Genomic DNA, 24126 nt, shown 5'->3' with positions numbered 1-24126 from the left:
CCGTTGACCACGCCCCGCATGAGCCGATCCCCCGGAGATATTCGATGAACCTCCAGCGTTTCCCCCGTTATCCACTCACGTTCGGACCCACGCCCATCCAGCCGCTCAAGCGCCTGAGCCAGCATCTCGGCGGCAAGGTCGAGCTCTACGCAAAGCGCGAGGACTGCAACAGCGGACTCGCGTTCGGCGGCAACAAGACGCGCAAGCTCGAATACCAGATTCCCGACGCGCTAGCTCAAGGTTGCGACACACTGGTCTCGATTGGCGGCATCCAGTCGAACCAGACGCGTCAGGTCGCAGCCGTCGCCGCACATCTCGGCATGAAGTGCGTGCTGGTCCAGGAGAACTGGGTCAACTATTCCGATGCCGTCTACGACCGCGTCGGCAACATCCAGATGTCGCGCATGATGGGCGCGGACGTGCGGCTCGTACCGGACGGCTTCGACATCGGCATTCGACCGAGTTGGGAGGATGCGCTCGAAAGCGTGCGCGCGGCGGGCGGCAAACCGTATGCGATACCGGCGGGTTGCTCGGAGCATCCGCTCGGCGGCCTCGGTTTCGTGGGCTTTGCCGAGGAGGTGCGGGCGCAGGAGGCGCAGTTGGGCTTCAAGTTCGACTACATCGTCGTGTGCTCGGTGACGGGCAGCACGCAGGCGGGCATGGTGGTTGGCTTTGCAGCGGATGGCCGTGCGGACCGCGTGATTGGCATCGACGCTTCGGCTACGCCGGAGAAGACCCACGCGCAGATCACGCGCATTGCGCGTCATACCGCCGGGCTCGTCGATCTCAACCGCGATATCAGCGAAAAGGACGTGATTCTCGACACGCGTTACGGTGGCCCAGAGTACGGATTGCCGAACGAGGGGACGCTGGAGGCGATTCGCCTGTGCGCGCGGTTGGAGGGCGTGCTGACCGATCCCGTGTACGAGGGCAAGTCGATGCACGGCATGATCGACAAAGTGCGCCGCGGCGAATTCGAGCCGGGGTCGAAGGTGCTGTACGCGCATCTGGGCGGCGTGCCGGCTTTGAGCGCATATAGCTTTATCTTCCGCGACGGCTGAGTTCAAGCGTGGGTTCGCTGGCGTGCGAGGCGGCGCGCGGCGGACGCCACGGTCTTCGAGTTTGATCACGGTGTGCCGGGAGAATCGCATCGACAATGGCGCCCGACACGTCGTGGGAGTGCCGGGCCCTGTTGCCTCTCCTGCGAACTCCGCGCCGGGCTTTTTAGCCCGGCGTTTTTTTTGGGGATCCAGATCGATCTGACAAGCGCCGTTCAAGTGCCTCCATTCGCGCAACGCTGACGCGACGGCGAAGCCAGGCTCGAGTGACGGTCGTCATGCCCGCACCAACGAGCGGAGAACCTGACGTTGTTGAAAGGCGCTTCGACATGAGGACGTAAGCGATTCGACGGTTGCGGCGTTGGCGACCGTCATCGGAGTGCAGCCGTAACGTGAAGTACTTCACGCACAAAGAGCGCTGTGTAGTGTTTGATTAACGCGGTGGGTGCCCCCACAATCAAGAGGTCAGGTCGGGAACAAGCGCCGAGTGACTCACTGACTGACGGGGCTCCCTCCGAGTTCACCCACAGGGAGCACGTAGCGTATTCGCACCCCGGCTTCTGGATTGGAAGCGAAAATGGCTACCATTCGGGACACTTCCAGATTCAGCCTCTTCCTGCACACCGGAATGGTTGCATTGGCGTATTTCGCGGGTGCAAAGCTAGGCCTTTCCTATGCGGTAGTGGGCGGCGCAATCTCTCTTGTATGGCCTTCAAGCGGCATCGCTCTCGTTGCGCTGCTCGCTCTGGGCGTCGGAGTCGCCCCGGGTATTGCCGTTGGTTCCTTTCTCGCCAACGTGTCGGGAGGCGTGCCTGCAACCGTGGCCGCGGCGATAGGCATCGGCTCGATGGCTGGACCGTTGACGGCAGCGCTGTTGCTGACCCGCGCGACACGATTCCAGATCACCCTCGAGCGTATCAACGATGTGTTGGCCTTCATCGCCCTCGCTGCGGTGACGAGTACGGCAGTCAGTGCACTGGTCGGCACGACCGCTCTGCTGGGAGGGGGACTCGTGCCGGTCGCCGGGTATGCCGCAGCTTTTCTGAAATGGTGGCTCGGCGACATGATGGGGGTCCTCGTCGTGGCGCCGGCCCTGTTCAGCTTCCTCACGTATTCGAACCCTCTCCGATCCGCACAGCGGATCATGGAAGCGTGCGGACTCATTGCGGCGACCTTTTGGGTGAGCTACCTCATCTTCGGTGCCCCGCAATTTGCGGGGCACGGCTACTATCCTGCCGCTCTGGCGGTCTTTCCATTCATTATCTGGGCGGCGCTGCGCTTCGATCGCCTGGGCGCCAGCATCGTGACGCTGATGGTCTCAGTCGTGGCCATCTGGGGCACTACCCACGGCACGGGGCCCTTTGCTGCCGATTCTCCTGTGGACAGCCTCGTGAGGTGGTGCGCCTTCGCGAACGTCGTGGCGGTAACGGGACTGTTGCTGGCGGCGGCACGCGCTCAGGAACGGGGCGCCCATGACCTGCTGCAGGCGGCCCGCATCGAACTGGAGCGACGCGTCGAGGAGCGCACCGAAGACCTGGAGAAGGCGAACAACGAGCTAAAAGAGGAGATGGAGCGACGCCGTCTGCTGGAAGGGGAACTGATCCAGATCGGCGATCAGCAACAGAAGCTCATCGGCCAGGAACTGCACGACGGACTTGGGCAACACCTGACCAGTCTGGGCCTGTACTGCGCCGCCTTGAACCAGAAACTGCAGACGCAGGGTCACCCGGCCGCCGACGACGCCGCTATCGTCGTGGGCCTGGTGAAGCAGGCGTCCTTGATGACCCGCAGGATTGCCCATGGCCTGGATCCGGTCGCGATGGAATACGGCGGACTTGCGGACGCATTGCATGCGCTGGCGGAGACGGCTGGCGCGCTCAACGGCGTAGATTGCAAGCTGCGGATCGCGCCGGATGTGGACTTGCTGGACCCGCTGCTGCAGATCAACCTGTACCGGGCAGCACAGGAAGCCGTCAACAACGCGCTGAAATACTGTCATGGCCACCGCATCTGGATCGACCTCGAGCGGGCGGGCGGTCTCCAGACGCTTTCGATCAGTGACGACGGGGTAGGCATCGGCCCGGAAGAAATGGAGCGTGCCGCGGGTCTTGGACTGCACAACCTGCGTCACCGGGCAAGCCTTCTGGGCGGCTCCTGCACCGTGACCCGCAACGGCTTGGGCGGCACCACCGTCGCCATTAGCTATCCGCTACCGGAGGGTACTGGACATGCAGAGGAAATGCGCTAGCCCAGGCCGTGCGACTCAAATCCTTATCGTGGATGACCACCCCATCATCCGGGACGGGATGACACTCTTGCTCAATCTGCAAGAGGATCTGCACGTCTGCTGTGCGGCGGGCAGCGCCGAAGAAGCGCTCGCGGCGATGGAATGCCTGCCCGACATGGCCATTGTGGACATTAGTCTGCAGACGGACTCCGGCCTCGAGCTGGTCAAGACGCTGCGGCACCGTTATCCGGATCTCGCGATCCTTGTCCTCAGCATGCATGACGAAAGCTTGTTTGCCGAACGCGCACTCCGGTCCGGGGCAAACGGGTATCTGATGAAACTCGAGGCCACGGAGCATGTCGTGAGTGCCATCCGCGAAGTGCTGGCAGGCAACATCTACATGAGCGCCGCCATGCATGAAAAGCTCGCGCGGGCGCTTGCCGTCCCACACAAAAAGCCCGAGGGCCAAATTGCGAACCTTTCGGAAAGGGAATTCGAAGTTCTGCACCTGATCGGGCTCGGCTTCAGCAGCCGCGATATCGCAGAGAAGCTGAACCGGAGCGTGAAGACCATCGAAGCGCACCAGGCCAATATCAAGGAAAAGCTGAACATCCGTAGCGGCAAGGAGCTGACGCGGTTCGCAATTCAGTGGATCGAGAGCCAATAGGGCTGAGTCTGCCCACTGAATAAGGCAATCCCCTAGCCTCTTTTAGGACGGGCGCCTGGTTCATGCACGTGGGGTCGGCGCATACAGTCGTAACTGGCCAACACCGAGCGCTCTGCCGCCGGTGCCTCTGCCGGAACCGTGCGACGGGCAAGCGCATGGCGATGCGAGCCTGCTCGATGCTCGCTGTAGCTGCCCTCAAGCGCGGATCGTTTGCATATGTTCAAGACCGTCGTGCTCAACGCAAAGAGGCGCTTTGAGCAGGATTTCGTTCGTTACAGGAGGAAATCAGCGAAGTAAAACGGCTAGTTATGGCGCCGCTCGCGCTCGCGTGACTGGGCGGCTCCCCTGGCGCCGAGGTCAGTCGGATGTGCGGCCAGCTCGCTTGAACGCACCCTGCTTCACTGCATCGATGGGTCGTTGACGCCGGTTGCATACAAGAAGACTTGTCGAACCGTACGTGGCAATCGTTGGAGGTAACTCATCATGAAGTACCTTGCTCAAACCGTCGTTGTCCTGACTATCGCGGCTGCTCCGGTTCTCTCGTTCGCGCAGACGAACGGGGCCGTGACGACTGAACAAGTTCGCGCCGAGCTCGTCCAGCTCGAACAGGCTGGCTATCATGTCGGGGACGGCGACAATGCAAGCTATCCAGCCGATATCCAGGCTGCCGAAGCGCGCGTGGCCGCGCAGAACGGCGGGAGCAGTTACGGCGGAATGGTCAGCGGATCGTCAGCGTCTGGCGCACCCGCGGCTATTACCGGCTTGAAGCCAGTTTACTTCGGTCAGTAAGGCATTGCGTTGACGGACTGTCTTGCGTGGTCTCGCAGCGCGTCGCACTAATGCATCACACGTTACGCGAAAGCCCCTCTTCCGAATGGAGAGGGGCTTTTTGATTGCTTTGCGGAGTTTGGGGGAGAAGGGCGGGGATCGGCGGAGGGCGGCCGGCCAGGAGCGGTCATCGCGTGGCCTACCCGTGATGTACTCACTTCATTTTCTCGAGTCGCTCGCTAACGGCTGTTCCGCAAGGCCAACTGATTCGTCACCGACCTGACTCCGCGCACCGATCTTGCCGTGTTGCCGGCGATCGCGATCTGCCTGCAAGGGGCTATGCCTTCTGCATGGAGTGAGCCGATTCCTGCGACCTCAGCTTGCCACCCGGGACAGCGTGTTGGCGTCTCGGGCCAGAAGCCAGCGGCCGTCGGGCTGTTTGCGGTATATCGTGATCCGATGACCGGCCAGCTCCGTTGCTTCTCCGCCAGCGCGCGGTGTCACAGATAACGAGTCCCGGCACAATGTGTAGGCAACTTCGCCGACGATCACGACCTCTTCCAGCTCGCTGATGCAACGGATCCGGGATTGTTGGTGGGCGGCCAGGAAGCCGGCGGGGAATCCCTCCCGGCCGAGCGGCGCTCGACCCGGATACAAAAACACGACATCGTCCGCCATCAACGTGAGCAGGCGGACAAGATCGCCCGCGTTGACTGCATCAATCCACGTTGTGTGCACCTCACGTATAGCTCGTTCATCGGATCCCATCTGCAACCTCCACTGCAAAAAGCAGTTTGATCACACGACAATCAGGGCGTCGGTCGGCATCGCTCGCCATCCAGGTCGGCGAGAGCATCTCGAATGCTAGTTTGCCCATAGGCGCAGGCGTCTGACAATCCACCCTTGCCCCGGCTTGGCCGCCTTGAGTGCGACATCGTCCGGCGACTCTCGTCGTCTGTCGAACTTTCTGGTCTAGGGATAAATGGTTTCGCCGCGATTCAGCATGCCGATGAACTCCTCGATCTTGCGCACCCGGGTTGCGGGTTTTTTGGCATTCTGTATCCGAAACAGGATGGCGTAGCGGTTTCGGCTGTTCAGCGTTGCAAAGAACGCGCTGGCCTTGGGATTGGCATCTAGTGCGGCCTGCAGGTCGTCCGGTACGACCGAGTTGCTGGCGGACGTATAGGCAGCTTCCCAGCGGCCGTCCTCTTTGGCTTTCTCGATTTCTCGCATGCCCGAAGGAACCATTCTGCCTGCGGCGATCAGCGCTTCGGCCCGGTCTTTGTTGAGCCTGGACCAGATACTTTTTGCGGAGCGTCGAGTGAAGCGTTGCAACCAGTATTCCTCACTTTCAGTCTGTTTTTGACCGTCGATCCAGCCATGACAAAGGGCACTTTCCAGCGCCTGTTCGTAAGTCAAGGTTGGCTGCCCGGCGCCCTTTTTTTTGGCAAGGCGCAGCCATATCCCGGTCGAGGTACCGCCGTTTTGCATCAACCAGTTTTCCCATTCATTCTGGTCAAGGAATGTCAGACGAGGCTCAGTCATGGAGGATCCGAATGGTTGCATTCAGGCATCGAGGCCTTTTCGTTCACTGATACCTCGCAGATTACCGATTTGCGCGGATTTCCGTGAATTTGCGAATACTTGATTTATCGACAGTTCAGCGTGTATCTATCGGAGGGAAGATGGAGGCCAGATGCACATTTGCTGTAGCCAGCAAAGTCTTGCGTGCCGCGCGGCGACGCAACTGACACGCTGCGCTCACGAAACGACGACCGTAAACTCGACCCCTGATTCAAAGTCCAGCGTCGTGGTCGAAAAGCGTGGATCGTTGTCGAGGTAGTGCTTATACGGCCGAACAGCGTCCTCGGCTGTGTACATGTTGTCCGCGAGAACAATAGATCCCGCGCGTAGCAAGCGCTCAGTTTGCTTGAATAGATTCAGATAGGTGTTGGCCCATACGTCGATCAACACCATGTCGAAAGTGCCGTCCAGCTCAGAAATGGTCTGGAATACATCGCCTTCCCGCAGGTCGACATAAGCGTCTACGCCCGCCATTCTGACGTGGGACCGAAGATGCGCGCATTTGACAGCATCGAGTTCAGTCGCCACGACCATGCCGCTGTCTAACGTCCGAAGCGCTTCGGCGAAATACAGCGTGGACACGCCGCACGAGCTGCCGAGCTCGAGGATTCGAGCGGGTTTGTGCGCAAGCACCATGTTGTGTAGAAACCTTCCCGTTTCCTCCGAGACAGCCAACGATAGCGGTGTGCCTTGCGAGGATTCGAAATCTTCGCTGGATAGTCCTAGCGTTTCGAGAAACCTTCCGCGCAGTCGCGGCGCGAGCGCTTCGTATTCATCCGCGAGCGTCAGAAACTCCTCACTCGATCCATGGAACTGCGCGCGTGCGCGGGCTATCACTTCTCTCTGGCTCTGTTCGTGAAGCTGCCGCAGAAGGACTGTGGTTGATGAAGCCATGTGCGCTCCCTGACGAAATCGATAGTTCTGCTGACGCGTATACCCGCCACCAGCAAAGCCGTGTAACGCTATGCCGTTCTGGCGAGCTTGATCGCGTGCTCGGGGCATGCCGTCACGCAAAGCCCGCACGAGCGGCAAGCGTGCGCGTTCGGTGTATAGGCGACTTTCATGCCATGCACGCGCAGCTTGAAGCGATGCATCAAATCGAGGCTGCGGTAATCGGCCTCATCGATGCGCCGGATCTCAAACACATTCTCGGGGCAGACCTCCAGGCAATCGCCCTTGCCTTCGCAACGTTTCAGGTCGACAACCGGCGCAATCACGCCCGGTTGCTGCTTGCAGTCGCCGGCTGATTTCTCGCGCATGTTCAATCTCCCTCGCGCCGATTGCGCCCCGATCGCCATGCCGCCTGGAAATGCTCGCGTTCTTCAGGCGTCATCGCTTCCCATTTGTGCCAGCGACGCCTTTCGCGCCAGCCACCGTGCCCGCGGAATCCGCCGAACAGGATGCGGCTTAGTACGAGCAAGCCCAAGGCATGCGCGAAGTCGATCGCACTGGCGCCCACGAATAGCGCCGGAATCACCCAATTCCAGAGGGTCATGACCACCCAGCCGAGCACGCCTATGGCGACCACCACAAGCAGCGCTTTCCCCGCGCATCTGATTCGAAATTTCATTCGATAACTCCTCTAAATATCCAGTTCGTCATACATGGCCTGCAGCCGGCCGCGCAGATGCAAGACGGCGTAGCGTTTGCGCGCGAGCAGCGTATTGAGCGTGGCGCCGCTTTCCGCCGCCATATCCTTGAAGGATCGCCCCTCCAGTTCGTGCGCGATAAACACTTCACGTTGATTCGGCGGCAATTCATCGAGCGCGTTCTGCAATGCCTTGAGCAGCAGCGCGCGAGCGTAAAGGGCCTCGGGACCCGCATCGTGCGCCGGTAGCGCCAGATCGAGGCGATATTCGCCGCCGGCCTCGTCGTCGTCCCCCGGCAGATCCGGCAGCGGCTGTTCTTTCTTCTTGCGAAAGCGATCGATGATGCGGTTACGCGCTGCACGAAATAGCCACGCGCTCGCCTGTTCGATCGGAGCCGGGAGCCGGTAGGCCTGCACAAATTCGGAGAACACATCCTGCAGGATGTCCTCGGCATCGTCCGGATCGCCTATGCGGCGCCGGATAAAATTGACGAGCCTGGTGCGCTCACGCACCACGGTCGCCGCGATGTCGCTGTCCCGGTCGGTCATCGGATGCGAGGTGGGTGGCGGTTCCATGCACCTGAAGACGTTTCAGGAACGCGAATATTGTGGCGAATGCAAAAAAACGCTCCGTGAGCTGCCGGTTCGCTCGAAGCAGCGCGTAACAGGGTCGTGACCGTTACGCAAAGGGATGAAGTGGGGCCGTTTCTGTTGCGATGTCGTAGCATCCAGTCAACGCCTACGGGCACTGCGAGCCGACTGTCGAACAGAGATTGCCGAGGCGGAATTGGCAAGGGTTGACGACCTGATCAGTGCCATCGCCGCCATCGTTCTTCGGCGATGACCGACTACGCCAAGAACATGAATTGCGATTGCCACGACCAGCCTGCGATACACAGGGTTGATGGGAATTTGCAGACGTTATTTCCCGGCTTCAAACATGTGGACGCTGCACTTTGGAGGGCGCTTTTGTGCTGCCCCACGTGTGGACAACTATGGGCTGCTGATGAATGGGACAGTATCAGATTCAGCTTGCGGTAAAGGTCGCGGATGCGGAAGGCTGGAATGCTTCAGACGAGACCCTGCGCAAGGCGTATCTTGCTCAGTCGCGTGGAGAGAATGCGGCTGCAAAACGCATGTGGAATGGCTGCGAGAAGAATCAGTTGAACGGTAGCGCATACTGCGTCGACTGACCGCGTATGGCCGAGCTCCGAAGCTCAACTTCGCCGATTCCGCAGAATCGCCTCCAGTTCGGAATCGTTCTTCTTCCCGTGCAAGAGGCGACGACATGCCGCCACAGCTACCAAGGCGATGATCGGTGCAACAATCCACTTATTCAAATGAAGCACGGCGCTGAGGACCACCCCAAGCCCGATGAAGACTGGAATCGAAAAAAGCGAATCAGAAACGGTTGAATCGGTCGAAATAAACTCGCCGGACACTGGATCAATCCATGCAACCAGAGAGCTTTTGTCGGAGCTTGTAAACGCTCCAACCGTGTATTTTCCCGAAAGGGGTTTGACAACACCACGCACGTCAAGCGTATAGACCGTTGCACCATCGACATGCAGGCTTAACGTGGTGTAGCCGCGCATTCTTTGGCAATAGTAGACGTCCAGATCATCAATCGGCATGATCGTGAGGCCCTTCGCTTCTAAAATTGCAGCTTTCCCCGGATACGTTGGACACCCCGTCCGTACCGAACATAGAGCGTTCACACCGGCTCTACGGCAACATCGCCTGAAACTTGAGAAATCGACTGGAGGCTATTTTCGGATTGCCGTGGTCGTCAGGATGTCCGTCCGAGCCGCATTGTCGACGATCTAGCCACCGGCGTCGAACGGCCCTTCCTGGCCGGCTACTGCCTGATTTGTCCTGTCCGCTCCAAGCACGCGAACGTGCCGCGTCGCGGCCTGCGCTTACTGCGTTTGGCGCGACATGTTCAGGCTGAGGCGGCGGCACGCGGCGGGTTCACTTCTACCGTCACGTGTGACAGCCCCTTAAAGCGTTTGAGGGCCGCGTGATAGAAGCTCGGGCTGCGTTGTGCTTCACTGGTGACGACCGACACTACTGCGCTCATGTGCCCGGGACCGACGCGCCAGACATGGAGGTCAAGCACGGCGTCACCGTTGTCTTCAATGACGTGACGAACGTTTTCGGCCATGCGCTTATCCAGATTCATGTCGAGCAGAATGCCTCCCGTATCGCGCATCAGGCCCCACGACCAGTTTGCAATGACCAGGGCGCCGATTACGCCTGCGAGCGGGTCCATCCAGACCCAGCCGAACGCACGGGCCAGCAGGAGGCCGATGATCGCCAGCACGGAAACCGCGGCGTCCGCAATCACATGGATGTACGCCGAGCGGATGTTGTGATCGCGATTCGCCGCAGCATGCGCGTCGCCGTGACTATGATCGTGTTCCTCGAATTCAATTGAGTGTTCGCCATCGGGCAAACTAACGGTGGCCCAGAATGCATGTGGCTCGGGAATGTCGTCCTTCGACTCCAGGTAGTCACCGCGATCGGCAAACGCGAAGGTCTGGTGCGTGCCGTCGGCGCGAACCGTCGTGACCGAAACAGAGTCGGCAGGCAGCCTCGAAGAAGCCGTTTCGGGCGTAATGCGGAAAACGGGCGGTACATCGTCTTCGAAGACCGACAAGGCAAATACGCCAGCGCTGCCGAAGATGCGATGCACCTCGCCCTCGTGACCGTGTTCGTCTTCATGGCCGTGACCATGACCATGGCTATGCCCATGACTGTGGCCGTGGTGGTTGCCACTCAGCAGCCAGACGCTCGCGAGATTGACCAGCAGACCCAGTATCGCGATGGGAATCGCCTGGCCGAAATGGATGGGTACGGGTGAGAGAAAGCGCGAGACGGCTTCGTATCCGATCAGCAGCGCGATCATGGCGAGCACGATGGCGCTGGTAAAGCCCGCGAGATCGCCCAGCTTGCCCGTACCGAATACGAAGCGGTTGTCGGCCGCGTGCCTGCGCGCGTAGGTGTACGCCAAAGCGGCGATGAGCATCGCCCCGGCGTGTGTCGACATATGAAGACCGTCGGCGACGAGCGCCAGCGAGCCAAAAAGACTGCCGCCGACAATTTCAGCCACCATCATCGCGCTGCATAGCGCGATCACCATCCAGGTCCTGCGCTCGTTGTCTTCGTGGGCCGCACCCAGGAAAATGTGGTCATGCCCCGCTCCAAAAGCGGAATTTTCGAAGTTGCTCATGGTTCCCTCTTACTTGAAGTAGCTGTGCACTACCTCAATCAGCTGCTCGGTGCCGCTGCCGTGCTCGTCGTCCGGCTCCGCGTCGACAAGATGCGTTCGGATGTGGTCTTCGAGAACCACGGCAAGCAACCCGTTCATCGCGCCGCGGCTACTGGTGATGAGCTGTAGCACGTCCATGCAGCCGCGCTCTTCTTCAAGTGCGCGCTCGATGGCTTCAACCTGTCCCTTGATGCGGCGAACCCGGTTGAGTAGCTTCTGTTTTTCGCGAATCGTATGGCTCACGGCTGGCCCCCCTTAATACGGTAGGGGGCTATATTACCCTGGATAGGGTACGGGGGTATACGTCGATGTAGAAAGCGTTGCCAGGGAACGTTGTCGGTTCGACGCCAAGGCCAGACCGCTGCTTGGCAGGGAGGGGGAAGCGAATCGGACAACTGCTCTATTTTGGAGCGAACGCGTTGATCGAGTGACCCTATATCCGGGCCTGTTCGCTAAATGGTTGGCAGGCCCGGACACCGCAGAGCATCACGCCATCAGAACGTCGCGACCGGCCCGCATGCAGCATCGAGCGCACTGACCATGCCGAGCCAAAGCATTCCAGCGCACTGCGCGGGCGTCCAGTCCGGCGACGGCCTCGTTGCCGATGCGTGCGCCGCTCCGTGCGTTGCTCGTATGCCAACTGCAACCGCAGCAGTAGTCGCTGCGCAGATGCAATACGAAGACGTGAGGAAAATGATTTGCATCCACTGCAAGTAACAGAATCGAAAGAAAAATCTTCAAGAAAATCGTTGACTCTGCGCGAGCACCGTCACTAGAATTCGCCTGTTTCCACGAAAGGGGCATATGCCTTGGACAGTTGCAGTAGTCGACCTTCGAAAAGTTTTTCTGCCTGACCGGCACGACGCCCGCCTGGATTCTTCCCTAGCCGCCGTCCTGCCAGCAGGCAGACGGTGCGCGCCGCAGTAGCTTCCGCAGTTTCTTCCCGCGCATCCATTCGATTGGCCGCCGTCTTTGACGCGTGCGTTGTAACGCGCATTCGTCCAGACGATTCGGCGCGCCGAGCCATTGGCTCGTGGCGCCGCTTGTTCACGCTGTTTTCGCGCACGCAACGCCGTGCCGGATCCACCGTGCGGTTAAACACGTCCGTAAAGCTTGAATCGGACACAACCGATAGAGGAGCTCACGATGCCCGACCCTGAGCCTTGTTCCTGTATGACTCGCCGCGCGTTCTCGCTGAACGCCGCGCTCTCCGCCTGACATCCTGGCCGCACACGTTCCTCCCACACGCCCGAGCACTTCGGTCCGTGTGAACTGAAACGAAGGCCCGGTCGAAGGCGCCACGTTTCAAGCTATTGGAGGAATCACCATGCACTTCGCACTCCTCGTTTCGCAACTCCCGCGCGTCGAAGAAGCTCGCACGCACTACAACGACATGCTTGCGCTCGACTCCCGTTCGCATGCGTCAGCCCGCGTGGCCGCCGCCATCTGGACGGCGCTTAAAAAACTCGCGCGCTGACACGGCCCGGCGTGGCCGACTGTCTGCCCACTGCTTCAACACCGGCAGGCGGCAGGGCAGTGCCACGCCTCTATCATCGATTTAAAAAAGCACTGCTAAGGAATAAGTAAAAAATGTCCACCACTCCCGCAAATATCGCGCAGCGCCGCAGTGCCGTGCTCGACGACGCGCACGTGGGCGATATCAGAGGCGCCCTCGGCACGATCGCGCACCACGATACCGCCCCGCGCAGCAACTGGATGGCGCGCCTGCGCACGCTGCTCGCCATCCTCGGCCCCGGCCTCATCGTCATGGTTGGCGATAACGACGCCGGCGCGTTCGGCACCTATACGCAGGCCGGGCAGAACTACGGCACGTCGTTGCTCTGGACGCTCGCGCTGCTGATCCCGGTTCTCTACGTGAACCAGGAAATGGTCCTGCGCCTGGGCGCCGTGACCGGCGTCGGTCACGCTCGTCTCATCTTCGAGCGCTTCGGCAAGTTCTGGGGCGCCTTCAGCGTCGTCGATCTTTTCCTGCTCAATGCGCTCACGATCGTCACCGAGTTCATCGGCATTACGTTCGCACTCGACTTTCTCGGCGTCTCGAAGGTGCTCGGTGTCTGCATCGCCGCGGTTCTCACCATGGCGGCGGTCAGTACGGGCGACTTCCGGCGCTTCGAACGCTTCGCGATCGTGCTCTGCCTGTTGAGTCTGCTGCTGATTCCGGTGCTCGTCTCGATCCACCCGCCTGTGGGCGTCATCGCGCGTGATTTCCTCGTGCCGACCTGGCCGGCGAATTCGAAGCTCTCCGACGTGATGCTGCTCGTGATCGGCATTGTCGGCACGACCGTCGCGCCGTGGCAGCTGTTCTTCCAGCAGAGCTATGTGATTGACAAGCGCATCACGCCGCGCTTCATGAAGTACGAAAAGGCGGACCTCTGGATCGGCATCGCGTTCGTGATCGTCGGCGCTGTGGCGATGATGGCCTTCACGGCCGCGCTCTTTGACGGCAGGCCCGAGTTCGGCAACTTCACCGACGCGGGTGGCGTGATTGCGGGTCTGCACAAATACGTCGGCCAGACGTCGGCCACGATCTTCGCCGTCGCGCTGCTCGACGCGTCGATCATCGGCGCCGCCGCTGTTTCGCTCTCGACGGCGTACGCGGTTGGCGACGTCTTCAAGGTCAAGCACTCGCTGCACCGCAGCGTGCTCGACGCGAAGGGCTTCTATCTCGTCTACTTCGGCATCATCGCGCTCGCTGCCGCCCTCGTGCTGATGCCGGGCAGCCCCCTTGGCCTCCTGACCGAGGCCGTGCAGACGCTCGCTGGCGTGCTGTTGCCGAGCGCAACCGTGTTCCTGCTGCTGTTGTGCAATGACAAGGCGGTGCTTGGCCCGTGGGTGAATTCGAAGAAGCTGAACGTGTTCACGGGTGCAGTGATTGCCGTGCTCGTCGTGCTGTCGATCATCCTGACGGCGGCCACCGTGTTTCCGGACATCAGCGGCGCGGCGATCGTCAAGATTCTCGTGGGCGGATGCGGGCTTGCCGTGGCCGTGTACGCCGCGGTGGAACTCTCGCGCAAGGCGCGCGGCGCGGCTGTCACCCATGGTGCGTTGCCGCTCAACAAGCCGGCCCTCAAGGAGTTGCGCAACACGTGGCGCATGCCACCGCTCGAAGACCTGCCGGCGCCGCAGCACCTGACGTTGTCGACACGCGTGTGGATGGGCGTGCTGCGCACCTACCTCGTCGTCGCAGTGGGTCTCGTCATCGTGAAGGTCGTGCAGATGGCGATTCACTAAGGCGGATCGGGCAGGCGTGTGCCTGCCCGATTTTACGAAGGCGCGCTGCGCATTTTCGCTTAAGGGCGGGCTCCGGGCTGCTCCATCAGGAGTCCACGACATGATTGCAGAATTCATCTGGCGCCTCTTCGCCGCTTTTGCGTGTGGTATAGCCATCGGTCTGGAGCGGCAAATGCGCCAGCGCACGGCCGGTCTGCGAACCATTACGCTGGTGACAAGCGGTGCATGCCTTTTCGTTACGCTCGGGATGCTGGCCGGAAACGGGGCATCTGGTGTGACGCGGATCGCAGCGTATGTGGTGTCCGGTGTGGGGTTTCTCGGCGGCGGCGTCATCATGCGCGACAATGGAGAAGGGCGTGTCCAGCATCAGCTGGTCCGCTAGGGAAGCTGAACCCGTGGCGGAGTGAAGTGACGGGAAATGAGGCCACGACGAACGAGCGATCAGCCTTTAGCCGAACGGCTCGCAAACTTCTGGCCGCCGTTTTCGGTGATGTGCACCGCACAAAGAGTTTGCGGAATCAGGTTCGTGGTGCTGAACGAATCACGTTGACGACCTGCATCCACGAATCTAGACTATAAAAGTCTTCACTAAAGGGGCTGATGCCTTGGACACCAGTAGTTGTCGATCTTCGAACGGTCTTCCTGCCTGAGTCCGCAGGACGTCTGCGCCCGCTTTTTGGCCACCGTCCTGCCGTCTGGCAGGCGGTGCGCGTCCTGGTAATCCCTCCCGTGCACCCTGATTATTAGCGCCATGCAGGTGCCGCGTTTGCGTGCGTTTCGCCTGGCAACATGTTGCGAGTATTGCGCTCGCAGCATGCGCTCGTCCGCGCGGGAATGTCATATTCCCACGCGGGCGCACACGCAGGCAGGCACATAGCGCCGGGCGTGCCCGGCAACGAGGAGGAGTCTCAATGCCAGCAAGTGACAGTTGTTCCTTATGCCGCCGCCTCATCCACCCCTGGAGATAGCGGTTAGCAGACGGTTACGGCGCCCATGAGGCGCGCCTTCTTCGTGTCTGTCAGCTATCCGCACGGATGCGTCAACGCCAGACGCACGGAGAAACATCATGATATTCGGCCTGCTTCTTTCGAAACTCCCACACATTGACGAGGCGCGCGCGCAGTACGACGCGATGCTGTCGCTGCAGTTCGGGGAGTCGCACCGGCTAGCTGCCTTCTGGAACCGTTTGAAGGCGCTTATTTCGTAGCCTGTTTCGTAAATGCAGGCACTCGCCTTCGACAGAAGCGGGCGATGCGTTTGCGTCGCGATTCGCTCGCTCGCGTGCGCCGGAGGCGGGCATTTGCGTTTCGGTAACCCGAAACAGCGGGGAGAAACAGCATGTCAATCCAGACGGAAAGCTCATCGTCGGCCGGCGGCGTGCTGGAGCGCAGCGCGGTCCTCGACGAAGCACATCTTGGCGATATAACCGGTGCGTTGGGCACCATCGCGCGCCACGACGTCGCGCCCCGTACCCATTGGTGGGCGCGTCTGCGTACGCTCCTTGCCATTCTCGGCCCGGGCCTCATCGTGATGGTGGGCGACAACGATGCAGGCGCATTTGCCACGTATACGCAGGCCGGACAGAACTACGGCACCACGCTGCTGTGGACACTCCTGCTGCTCGTGCCGGTACTCTACGTGAATCAGGAAATGGTGCTGCGACTGGGCGCCGTGAGCGGCGTGGGGCACGCGCGCCTGATTTTCGAGCGCTTTGGGCGGTTCTGGGGCGCGTTCAGCATCATTGATCTGTTTCTGCTGAACGCACTGACGATCGTTACCGAGTTCATCGGCATCACGTTCGTGCTCGACTTCTTCGGCTTTTCGAGGCTCGCCGGCGTATGCATTGCCGCGGCGCTGACAATGGCAGCGGTCAGCACGGGAAGCTTCCGGCGTTTCGAACGCTTCGCGATGGTGCTGTGCGTGCTGAGTCTGCTGCTGGTGCCGGTACTGGTGTCGATCCACCCTCCGGTCGGCCAGATGACGCGTGACTTCCTTGTTCCGGGTTGGCCCGCTCACTCGAAGCTCTCCGACGTCATGCTGCTCGTGATCGGCATCGTCGGGACGACGGTCGCACCGTGGCAATTGTTTTTCCAGCAGAGCTACGTGGTCGATAAACGCATTACGCCGCGCTTCATCCGGTATGAACGGGCTGATCTGTGGATCGGCATCGTGTTCGTGATGGTTGGCGCGGTCGCGATGATGTCCTTTTGCGCGGAGCTGTTCACTGGCAAGCCTGAATTCGGCAATTTTACGGATGCGGGTGGCGTTATCGCCGGTCTGGAGAAGTACGCCGGCTGGACGATTGCGGCCCTGTTTGCCGTCGCCCTGTTCGACGCCGCGATCATCGGCGCGGCGTCCGTGTCGCTGTCGACGGCGTACGCCATCGGCGACGTGTTCAGGATTCGACATTCGCTGCATCGCGGAGTGTTTGCCGCAAAGGGCTTTTATCTCGTGTATTTCGGCATTGTCTCGGGTTCGGCGGGGCTGGTCCTGATTCCGGGCAGCCCACTTGGTCTGCTGACGCTGGCCGTGCAGACCCTCGCGGGCGTGTTGCTGCCAAGCGCGACTGTGTTCCTGTTACTCCTGTGCAATGACCGGGAGGTACTGGGTCCGTGGGCTAACTCGCAGAAGGTGAACCTTTTCACGGGCGCGGTGATCTGGGTGCTGGTGATGCTGTCAGTCATCCTGACCGCATCTGTGATGTATCCCGATATGAGCGGAGAAACCATAGTCGAGGTGCTTGCGGGCGGCACGGTGTTGGCGGTCGTGGGCTATCTGGTCGCGGTTGGGATCCGAAGACTGCATCGTGAACCCGCCGATGCGGCCGGTGGTGGTGAGCCACAGGCATATCCGGAAGACGCACGCCGTTGGTGGCGCATGCCGCCGCTCGACGAACTGCCACCGCCCAGACTCACCCTCGCCAAGCAGATCTGGATGGGGGTATTGCGCGGCTATCTGTTGATCGCGGTAGCGCTCGTGATCGTGAAAGTCGCGCAACTGATGTTTCTTAAATAGCTGGCAGATCCGGGCACCGTCCGTCATTTGGCTCGCGGCCGCGCATGTCCACCAAGCCATCGGACAGCAGTTCGGGGGAATGGCGATTGGAGCGGTCGTGAGCCACATCTGAGAGCTGTCCGTTCGCGCAGGGGACCGCGGCCAAGGCGGTTTGAAGAGCGCGTCGCGCGGTCGCCGGACGTGGTGCGGCTTCGGGTTACTGCATCAGGAGTGGATGATGAAAAAGCACATTCTCGAGATGTTCGTGGTTTCGGCCCTGGTGCTGGTCGCGACTTTCCTGGCTGTCGATCAAAATTGCTCGATGACCACAGCGAACGTAGCGCGGGCCGCTGCGGATGCTTTTTCTGCAAACGGATCGCCGAATGGGAGGACGGCCCACTGTCTCGTCTATGGGAAATACTGTCTGAGTAACACGTTACGTAGCCGATAACAGGCAGGTGAATGACTCTTCTCAGGCGAGTGGGAGTCGTTCCTTGGACAGTACACAATACACACCGAACGTCGCTTCCTGGCCGTCTACCGCCCGACGCTGACGCCCGAAACCGGACCCAAAGCCGGCGTGTCTTACCGGTGAGATATCTGGATGACGTTCGAGGATGCATCCGCTTGGTTACGCGGCGGGCCTGGCATAGATGGACGAGACATGGTCAGAGGCAACGGGATCGATGATCATTCCGGAATTGGCCGTACGATCGCGCGCACCCAGGCCAGCGCGCATTCTTTTGGAGACTGCCGCGCGGGCGCGAACCGGCGCCGGCCGAGATTGAACTCGTTTGGCAATGTAGCGCCCGGGTGGCACTGGCTACGCCCGGCCTCTGGTCACCGCATTAAGGCTTTGCGCGAGATCGTCGATGAGGTCCTGCGGGTGTTCCAGTCCGATGTGCAGTCGCACGATCGGCCCAGCGGTTCGCCAGTCCTCGCAGGTTCTCGTGTCAACGACGTTGACGACAGTCGCGAGGCTTTCGAATCCGCCCCACGATGCTCCGATACCGAATAGCGCCAGGCCGTCGACGAAGCGCGCAGCCGCTTCTGGCGACACATCCGATAGTTCGAACGAAATCAGCCCGTTGGTGCCACTACAGTCGCGCTGCCATAGCTTGTGGCCCGGATGTTCCGGTAGTGCAGGACAGAACACGCGGGCAACAATGGGCTGCGCCGCGAGCCAGTGCGCGACCTCGATCGCATGCTTTTCGTGCAACGCCAGCCGGGCACCTAGCGTGCGCGTGCCGCGCAGCACGAGGTATGCGTCGTCGGGGCTGACTGCAACGCCTTGCGCGTCGCTCATCGTCGAGAGCGGCTGCCAGGCGGCTTCGGTCGTTGTTACGGTTCCCATCATCACGTCAGAATGGCCGCTCAGGTATTTGGTGGCCGCCATGATGGAAATGTCCGCACCCAGCGTCAATGGTCGATACTGCACGCCAGATCCCCATGTGTTGTCGGCAGCCAGTAGCGCGCCGTGACGATGCGCCAGCTCGGCGAGGGCTGGAAGATCGCATAGCTCGTAGACCAGCGAGCCAGGGCATTCGGCGTATATGAGCCTGGTGCGGGGCGTCATGCGGCTGGCAGCATCGGTGCCGTCAGCACGAAAATACGTCACGTTGACCCCCCATGGCTCGAGGAATGTTCGGACGAAGTGGCGTAGCGGCTGATAGACACAATCAGAGATCAGCACGTGGTCGCCGGGGTGAAGGTAGGCGAGGAACACCATCGTCATCGCCGCCAGACCCGTCGGGAAGAGTTTTGTGCGATAGCCTCCCTCGAGACCGGACACGACATCCTCGAGCGCGAACCCGGTTGGGTTGCCGCGCGCGCCGTAGGTGAACAGGCGCTCGCTGCTGCGCCGGCGGCGGGCATCGTTTAGATCGGCCATGCTGTCGAACAGCGCCGTCGAGGCGCGCACGACGGGCGGATTGACCGCGCGGCCGCCGTTGACGACCGTGGACGTGCCGCCTTTGACGAGACGGGTGGCTAGGCGCGGGGAGTGCGGATCGCGGGCCATGAGCTTATGTACCTGGAAACGAGTGCCGGTGTCGGCGGGTTCTTGTTTGCCTTGGTGTGCTAGTGCTGCCCGCACACCAGTTGTTCACTTCGTCGCGGCGGCTTCGTCCAGACGAAAGGCATTGCGTTCGTCGGTGTCGAGCTGGGCGAGCAGGCCGGTTTCCCAGGCAAGATACTGGCGCGCCGCCGCCTTGTTGCCGTCGTGCCGATCATGCACGAAGAACAGGTAGTCGATACAGGCTTCGTCGGGCGGCATGTCGGGCGTGTTGCTCACGGCCTGTCCCGTCGACGTCCACGCGCTCAAGCCGCCGGTGAGCAGCATGAAGCGGCGCGTGTCGTGAGGCTGGCGTCGCCGCCAATCCGCGACGAACAGTTCGGCCACGCCGCTCTCGTCCGCGACGAGCACGATGTCGCGGTCCGCGTGCATATCGCGCAGATCGGAGAGGCAGGGACGGATAGCCCACTGCGACCCGGGCAGGTGCGCCTTGCGGTAGCTCTGGCTCGGGCGCAAGTCGATCACCTGCACGCGTTCCTGTGCCAGCGCCTCGACGAGCGTGGGCACGTCGATTGGCGCGAGCGTCGTTTCCACGGCCGGAGGTTGCATCGGCAGCGAGACGCCGCTTGCAAACGCATCGGGCAGGACGTACGCTTCATGCCCCAACTGCCGCAGCCAGCTCGCGACAATCGGGGCGCGCACGCCGTCGCTATCGAACAGCACGATGCGTGCATGGCGCACGCCAATGTACTGATCCGTGGCCTGAATGAGCTGACCGCCCGGCGTGTGCTGCGCCCCGGGCAACGATCCGGCTGCAAATTCCTCGGGCGTGCGCACATCGCACAGATACAGCGTGCGTGTCGCATCAACGGTCCACTCGGCGAACGTGGCGGCGTCGGCTTCGGGCACCGCGAAGCGGTTGGCCAGCGTGCGGCTCGCTTCGACCATGGGCGCGAGCGTGTCTTCTGTTACCGCGTCCGGATAGCGGCGCGTGCTGCCGTGCTCGAGCGGCAGGTCTTCGAGGTACCAGCCTTGCGTGCCATTGGCGAGCGCCATCACCGGGTTGGGAATGCCAAGGTTGATCAGTGTTTGCGCGCCGATGATGCTGCGCGTGCGGCCCGCACAGTTGATCACGATCGGCGTGCTCGCGTCGGGCACCAGTTCGCGGATGCGATAACCGAGTTCGCCGTTGGGGCAACAGATCGACGAGGGGATCGTCATCTTCTGGTATTCGCCGAGCGTGCGGCCATCGAGGATCACGACCGGCTCGCCGCGTTCGCGCTTCTCGGCGAGTTCGAGCGCGGTGACGTGCGGCGTGTGATACGCATGCTCGACCAGTTCGCCAAACGTCTTCGACGGCACGTTGACGCCCGCGAATAGCGTATAGCCGGCGCGCTGCCATCCCTCGGCGCCGTCCTTGAGCACGTGCACGTCGGTGTAGCCGAGTTCGGCGAGGCGCGCGGCCGCATCGAGCGCGATGGTCGCATCGGTGTCATAGAGCACGACGCGCGCGGCGCGGCGCGGAACGAGACGTCCAATCTCCAGTTCGAGGCGGCTGTAGGGCAGCGGCACGCCGTGGAAGAGGTGCGCTTCGCCGTACTGGCCGTGCTCGCGCACGTCGAGAAGCGCGATCTCGGCGCCGTCCCGCAACCAGCCTTTGAGCGTGGCGGCGTCGATAAACGAAGGGAGCGAAGTGGTCATGTCGAAAGCGTTGCCGTTGCGTAGGGTTGAACGGATCCACACCGATTGCGCGGGCAATACGGCGCCTCGGTCCGTCGCGGCGGGCGCGGACCTGTGCTGGACACGGCGCCGTGAGAGCGCCGTGCAGGACCGGATAAGCGGGTGGTGTTAGCGGCGCGTCTTCACGCCGATACCCATCACCTGATATGTGCCGTTTTGTACGTCGAACGTGATGCGCTCGGTGAGCGTTTCGAGCGCGCGGCCGTACATGTGCAGATGACGGATCGGCATTTCGCCCTTGATCTCGACGGCGTGAATGTCGTCCGAGGCGAGCGCGATGCCGTGACCGGGTTCGACCACGACGGTCTGCGTGACCTCGACCGAGCCCACGCCGGGCGTCGTGCCGTCGTCGGTGCGGCGATAAACGTAGTTGTGCTCGACGCCGTCGACCGCCGCGATGCAGGCCCAGGTCGTGTGGTTGTGCGGCGTGATCTTTTTGCCGGGGCGCATGACGTTCAGGTACAGCGCGTAGGTCTGGTCGCCATCCTCGTGAATGAGGTAGCGAGCCTGCAACTCGCCGTCGGTGGGCGGCGGGAAATCGGCTTCCTGCCACAGCTCGCGGCGCGCGGCGAGCGACTTGACCTGCTCCAGCACGGCGGCCAGCACGGGGCGGGTCTCGCCCGCGGGTGCGAGTTCGGCCTTCATTGCGGCAATCGCTTCGGCCACGACGGCTTCGCGTTGTGCGGACAGGGATGGCGTGGACATGATGAATGGGTCTCCGGTTCGAAATCGTTAGGGGATGAGGTAGATACGATGAACGCTCGCGCGGATCAGCCAGCACCTTGCGCGACGAGCTCGCGCGGCGCCGAACGATGCACGTCATGCAGGAAGCGTTGCGCCCGTTCATGCTCTGGTTGACTAAAAAATCGGGCAGGCGGGGCATCTTCGAGCAACTGGCCCTGGTCCATGAACCACACGCGGCTCGAGACTTCACGCGCGAAGTTCATTTCGTGGGTGACGATCATCATCGTCAGGCCTTCATCGGCGAGGCTTCGCATCACCTGCAGTACTTCCTGGACCATTTCCGGGTCGAGCGCACTCGTGGGCTCGTCGAACAGCATCAGCGGCGGCTTCATGGCGAGCGCGCGCGCAATCGCCACGCGTTGTTGCTGTCCTCCCGAGAGATTGGCGGGCATCGCGTCGATCTTGTGCGCGAGCCCGACCTTCGCGAGCAGCTTTTCGGCCTGCGCCACGGCTTCGTCGCGAGACATGCCGAGCACTTTTGTCGGGCCGAGAATGAGGTTCTGCCGGACCGACAGGTTCTGGAACAGGTTGAAGCTCTGGAACACGAAGCCGATGCGGGCGCGCAGCCGGTTGAGCTTCACGTCGCGCGCATGGATGTCGTGCTCCTCGAACAGGATGCGTCCCTGTTCGATGGCCTCGAGCCGCGTGACGGTCCGGATCAGCGTCGACTTGCCGGAGCCGGACGGACCGCATACGACGACGACTTCGCCACGTTTGATCACGGCGTCGATACCCTTGAGCACATGGTGCTGACCGTAGTGTTTGTGTACCTTCTCGAAGGCGAGCATGGTCATGGTCGCTTCTCTCCTGCGAAGTTAGGCGAGGCCCGCACGCTGGCGGGCGATGCGGCGCTCCAGCCGTCCCGCGAAGCGCGAGATGGCGAAGCAGAGAATGAAATAGAAACCAGCGAGCACGAGGAAGGTCTGCAGCGGGCTCGTCAGCGTGATTGTGTTGACCTGCGCCGCCGAATACGTGAGTTCCGGCACGCCGATCACGTAAGCGAGCGAGGTCGCCTTGATGATCGAGACGAACTGGTTGACGATCGACGGCAGCATGTTGGCGAGCGCCTGAGGCAACTGCACGTAGCGCATGCTCTGCAGCCACGAGAGACCATTCGAGCGCGCGGCTTCCATCTGGCCCCGCGGCAGCCCTTCGAGCCCGGCGCGCACGATCTGCGCGAGAAACGCGCTTTCGTAGACGATGATCGCGCACACCGCCGTCGTGACCGCCGACACTTCCGCGCCGACCAGCAGCGGCACCGCGAAATAGGCCCAGAAAATCAGCATCAACAGCGGAATGCCGCGGATAAGACGCGTCCAGATCGTGGCGGCGCGCCGCAATCCGCGCAACGGGGAGACAAGGGCGAGACCGATCGCGACAGCAATCGGAAACGACACCACGAGCCCGAGCGCCGAGATGACGAGCGTGATCGCCACGCCGCCGAGTGGCCCATGCGGCCAGTTGCCGACCAGAAAGAGCGCGAGATAGTTGTGCAGGATGTCGAGCATGGCTCAGGTCCCAAGCGGCGTCGCGCGACGCTTCGCAAAGTGATCCGCCAGCGCCATGAGCGCGAGCGTGCCGATCAGATAGAGGACCGTTGCGACGAGGAATACGTCGAAGGTGCGAAACGTCAGGTTGTCGATCTGGCGGGTGTTGTACAGCAGTTCATGCACGCCGATCGCCATGGCGAGCGAGCTGTCCTTGAAGAGCCGCAGCGCCTGATTCAGCAGTCCCGGCAGCGCCACACGCATACCTTGCGGCAGGACCACGTAGCGAAACGCCTGCAGGTACGTGAGGCCGATCGAGCACGCCGCCTCGTGCTGGGTGTATGGAATCGTGCGCAGGCCGGAGCGCAGGTCTTCCGACATGAACGCGCCGTAGTTGAGCGCCAGCGCGATCGTGGCGAAGAAGAACTCCGTGTTCCCGGCGTTGACCCAGTGAAAGAGCGGCGCGGGCAGCAGTTGCGGCACGCCGAAATACCACACGAGGATCTGCACGAGCATCGGCACGTTGCGGTGATATTCGACGACGGCGATCACAAAGGCCTTGCACGCTTTGACTGGCAGCGCGCGCAGTGTAGCGAGCACGACGGCCACGACGATCGCGAGCAGGCCCGATACGATGAAGAGCTGTAGAGTGACGAGCACGCCGTGGCGCAAGAGCGGCAGATAGCCGTCATCGAGCAGAAAGGAAAAGTCGAACATGCTGGGGCAGGTCGT

At 61.6% G+C, this 24126-nt stretch carries 24 protein-coding genes and 1 pseudogene; 10 read left to right on the top strand and 15 right to left on the bottom strand.

Features of this window, described 5'->3' with window-relative positions; all coding sequences use genetic code 11:
- The first annotated feature begins 44 nt into the window (after nucleotides 1–44).
- The 4 genes from A3CW_RS0126460 to A3CW_RS0126445 all read left to right on the top strand — a co-directional run bounded on the left by A3CW_RS0126460 (nucleotide 45) and on the right by A3CW_RS0126445 (nucleotide 4741).
- Nucleotides 45–1061 (top strand): 1-aminocyclopropane-1-carboxylate deaminase, encoded by a 1017-nt coding sequence (locus tag A3CW_RS0126460; RefSeq protein WP_028206246.1) that lies wholly within the window; start codon nucleotides 45–47, stop codon nucleotides 1059–1061.
- A 574-nt stretch (nucleotides 1062–1635) separates the two neighbouring features.
- Nucleotides 1636–3306 carry an MASE1 domain-containing protein gene (locus A3CW_RS0126455; RefSeq protein ID WP_028206245.1) on the top strand — a complete coding sequence of 557 codons (1671 nt, stop codon included), beginning with the start codon at nucleotides 1636–1638 and terminating at the stop codon, nucleotides 3304–3306.
- The gene (locus tag A3CW_RS0126450; protein WP_028206244.1) at nucleotides 3287–3952 is read left to right on the top strand and encodes a response regulator; all 666 of its coding nucleotides are present in this window, start codon (nucleotides 3287–3289) and stop codon (nucleotides 3950–3952) included. The genes A3CW_RS0126455 and A3CW_RS0126450 overlap by 20 nt, the downstream gene beginning before the upstream one ends.
- 483 nt (nucleotides 3953–4435) lie before the next feature.
- Entirely contained in the window at nucleotides 4436–4741 is a 306-nt protein-coding gene (locus A3CW_RS0126445; protein WP_028206243.1) for a DUF4148 domain-containing protein, read from the top strand.
- 354 nt (nucleotides 4742–5095) lie between these two features.
- On the opposite strand, the gene A3CW_RS0126440 is transcribed toward A3CW_RS0126445, so the two are convergent.
- The 6 genes from A3CW_RS0126440 to A3CW_RS0126415 all read right to left on the bottom strand — a co-directional run bounded on the left by A3CW_RS0126440 (nucleotide 5096) and on the right by A3CW_RS0126415 (nucleotide 8468).
- The gene (locus A3CW_RS0126440) at nucleotides 5096–5488 is read right to left on the bottom strand and encodes a YybH family protein (RefSeq protein WP_028206242.1); all 393 of its coding nucleotides are present in this window, start codon (nucleotides 5486–5488) and stop codon (nucleotides 5096–5098) included.
- A gap of 204 nt (nucleotides 5489–5692) precedes the next feature.
- On the bottom strand, nucleotides 5693–6265 hold the full coding sequence (locus tag A3CW_RS0126435; RefSeq protein ID WP_028206241.1) for a YdeI/OmpD-associated family protein: 573 nt from the start codon (nucleotides 6263–6265) through the stop codon (nucleotides 5693–5695).
- Nucleotides 6266–6481: 216 nt separating this feature from the next.
- The gene (locus A3CW_RS0126430; protein WP_028206240.1) at nucleotides 6482–7198 is read right to left on the bottom strand and encodes an O-methyltransferase; all 717 of its coding nucleotides are present in this window, start codon (nucleotides 7196–7198) and stop codon (nucleotides 6482–6484) included.
- Between the two features lie 68 nt (nucleotides 7199–7266).
- Nucleotides 7267–7563 (bottom strand): 4Fe-4S dicluster domain-containing protein, encoded by a 297-nt coding sequence (locus tag A3CW_RS0126425; RefSeq protein WP_028206239.1) that lies wholly within the window; start codon nucleotides 7561–7563, stop codon nucleotides 7267–7269.
- Nucleotides 7564–7565: 2 nt separating this feature from the next.
- On the bottom strand, nucleotides 7566–7874 hold the full coding sequence (locus A3CW_RS0126420; protein WP_028206238.1) for a hypothetical protein: 309 nt from the start codon (nucleotides 7872–7874) through the stop codon (nucleotides 7566–7568).
- 12 nt (nucleotides 7875–7886) lie between these two features.
- On the bottom strand, nucleotides 7887–8468 hold the full coding sequence (locus A3CW_RS0126415) for an RNA polymerase sigma factor (RefSeq protein WP_028206237.1): 582 nt from the start codon (nucleotides 8466–8468) through the stop codon (nucleotides 7887–7889).
- A 434-nt stretch (nucleotides 8469–8902) separates the two neighbouring features.
- Between A3CW_RS0126415 and A3CW_RS52525 the strand changes: the two genes are divergently transcribed.
- Nucleotides 8903–9085 carry a hypothetical protein gene (locus A3CW_RS52525; protein WP_154678044.1) on the top strand — a complete coding sequence of 61 codons (183 nt, stop codon included), beginning with the start codon at nucleotides 8903–8905 and terminating at the stop codon, nucleotides 9083–9085.
- 24 nt (nucleotides 9086–9109) lie between these two features.
- Here A3CW_RS52525 and A3CW_RS52520 read toward each other — a convergent pair whose 3' ends face one another.
- From A3CW_RS52520 to A3CW_RS0126405, 3 genes are all read right to left on the bottom strand, one after another.
- A complete protein-coding gene (locus A3CW_RS52520) occupies nucleotides 9110–9526 on the bottom strand; it encodes a hypothetical protein (RefSeq protein ID WP_154678043.1) in 417 nt (138 codons plus the stop codon).
- Between the two features lie 308 nt (nucleotides 9527–9834).
- Nucleotides 9835–11124, bottom strand: coding sequence for a CDF family Co(II)/Ni(II) efflux transporter DmeF (gene dmeF / locus A3CW_RS0126410; RefSeq protein ID WP_028206236.1), 1290 nt, complete (start codon nucleotides 11122–11124; stop codon nucleotides 9835–9837).
- Between the two features lie 9 nt (nucleotides 11125–11133).
- On the bottom strand, nucleotides 11134–11406 hold the full coding sequence (locus tag A3CW_RS0126405) for a metal/formaldehyde-sensitive transcriptional repressor (protein ID WP_028206235.1): 273 nt from the start codon (nucleotides 11404–11406) through the stop codon (nucleotides 11134–11136).
- Nucleotides 11407–12490: 1084 nt separating this feature from the next.
- Here A3CW_RS0126405 and A3CW_RS53420 point away from each other — a divergent pair.
- The 5 genes and pseudogenes from A3CW_RS53420 (at nucleotide 12491) to A3CW_RS0126375 (ending at nucleotide 17430) form a co-directional block, all read left to right on the top strand.
- Complete coding sequence (locus A3CW_RS53420) at nucleotides 12491–12640, top strand: hypothetical protein (protein WP_169739122.1); 150 nt, start codon at nucleotides 12491–12493, stop codon at nucleotides 12638–12640.
- Between the two features lie 113 nt (nucleotides 12641–12753).
- Nucleotides 12754–14415 (top strand): NRAMP family divalent metal transporter, encoded by a 1662-nt coding sequence (locus A3CW_RS0126395; RefSeq protein ID WP_028206234.1) that lies wholly within the window; start codon nucleotides 12754–12756, stop codon nucleotides 14413–14415.
- Between the two features lie 100 nt (nucleotides 14416–14515).
- Nucleotides 14516–14764 (top strand): annotated as a pseudogene (locus A3CW_RS0126390) (MgtC/SapB family protein); the annotation flags it as partial.
- Nucleotides 14765–15481: 717 nt separating this feature from the next.
- Nucleotides 15482–15622, top strand: a complete 141-nt coding sequence (locus A3CW_RS53415) for a hypothetical protein (protein WP_169739121.1) — start codon at nucleotides 15482–15484, stop codon at nucleotides 15620–15622.
- 131 nt (nucleotides 15623–15753) lie between these two features.
- Entirely contained in the window at nucleotides 15754–17430 is a 1677-nt protein-coding gene (locus tag A3CW_RS0126375) for an NRAMP family divalent metal transporter (protein WP_035514024.1), read from the top strand.
- An 802-nt stretch (nucleotides 17431–18232) separates the two neighbouring features.
- On the opposite strand, the gene metC is transcribed toward A3CW_RS0126375, so the two are convergent.
- The 6 genes from metC to A3CW_RS0126340 all read right to left on the bottom strand — a co-directional run bounded on the left by metC (nucleotide 18233) and on the right by A3CW_RS0126340 (nucleotide 24111).
- Nucleotides 18233–19429, bottom strand: a complete 1197-nt coding sequence (metC, locus tag A3CW_RS0126365; RefSeq protein WP_028206231.1) for a cystathionine beta-lyase — start codon at nucleotides 19427–19429, stop codon at nucleotides 18233–18235.
- A gap of 84 nt (nucleotides 19430–19513) precedes the next feature.
- On the bottom strand, nucleotides 19514–21124 hold the full coding sequence (locus A3CW_RS0126360) for a rhodanese-like domain-containing protein (RefSeq protein WP_028206230.1): 1611 nt from the start codon (nucleotides 21122–21124) through the stop codon (nucleotides 19514–19516).
- A gap of 147 nt (nucleotides 21125–21271) precedes the next feature.
- On the bottom strand, nucleotides 21272–21868 hold the full coding sequence (locus A3CW_RS0126355; protein ID WP_028206229.1) for a cysteine dioxygenase family protein: 597 nt from the start codon (nucleotides 21866–21868) through the stop codon (nucleotides 21272–21274).
- A gap of 65 nt (nucleotides 21869–21933) precedes the next feature.
- Complete coding sequence (locus tag A3CW_RS0126350) at nucleotides 21934–22695, bottom strand: amino acid ABC transporter ATP-binding protein (protein WP_154678049.1); 762 nt, start codon at nucleotides 22693–22695, stop codon at nucleotides 21934–21936.
- 27 nt (nucleotides 22696–22722) lie between these two features.
- The gene (locus A3CW_RS0126345) at nucleotides 22723–23415 is read right to left on the bottom strand and encodes an amino acid ABC transporter permease (RefSeq protein ID WP_028206227.1); all 693 of its coding nucleotides are present in this window, start codon (nucleotides 23413–23415) and stop codon (nucleotides 22723–22725) included.
- A 3-nt stretch (nucleotides 23416–23418) separates the two neighbouring features.
- Nucleotides 23419–24111 carry an amino acid ABC transporter permease gene (locus A3CW_RS0126340; RefSeq protein WP_035514020.1) on the bottom strand — a complete coding sequence of 231 codons (693 nt, stop codon included), beginning with the start codon at nucleotides 24109–24111 and terminating at the stop codon, nucleotides 23419–23421.
- Nucleotides 24112–24126 lie beyond the last annotated feature (15 nt).

Source organism: Paraburkholderia nodosa DSM 21604 (genome assembly GCF_000519185.1).
Classification (GTDB): Bacteria; Pseudomonadota; Gammaproteobacteria; order Burkholderiales; family Burkholderiaceae; genus Paraburkholderia; species Paraburkholderia nodosa.
The sequence above is the reverse complement of the archived record's forward strand: the minus strand, read 5'-3'. Positions and strand labels throughout refer to the sequence as shown.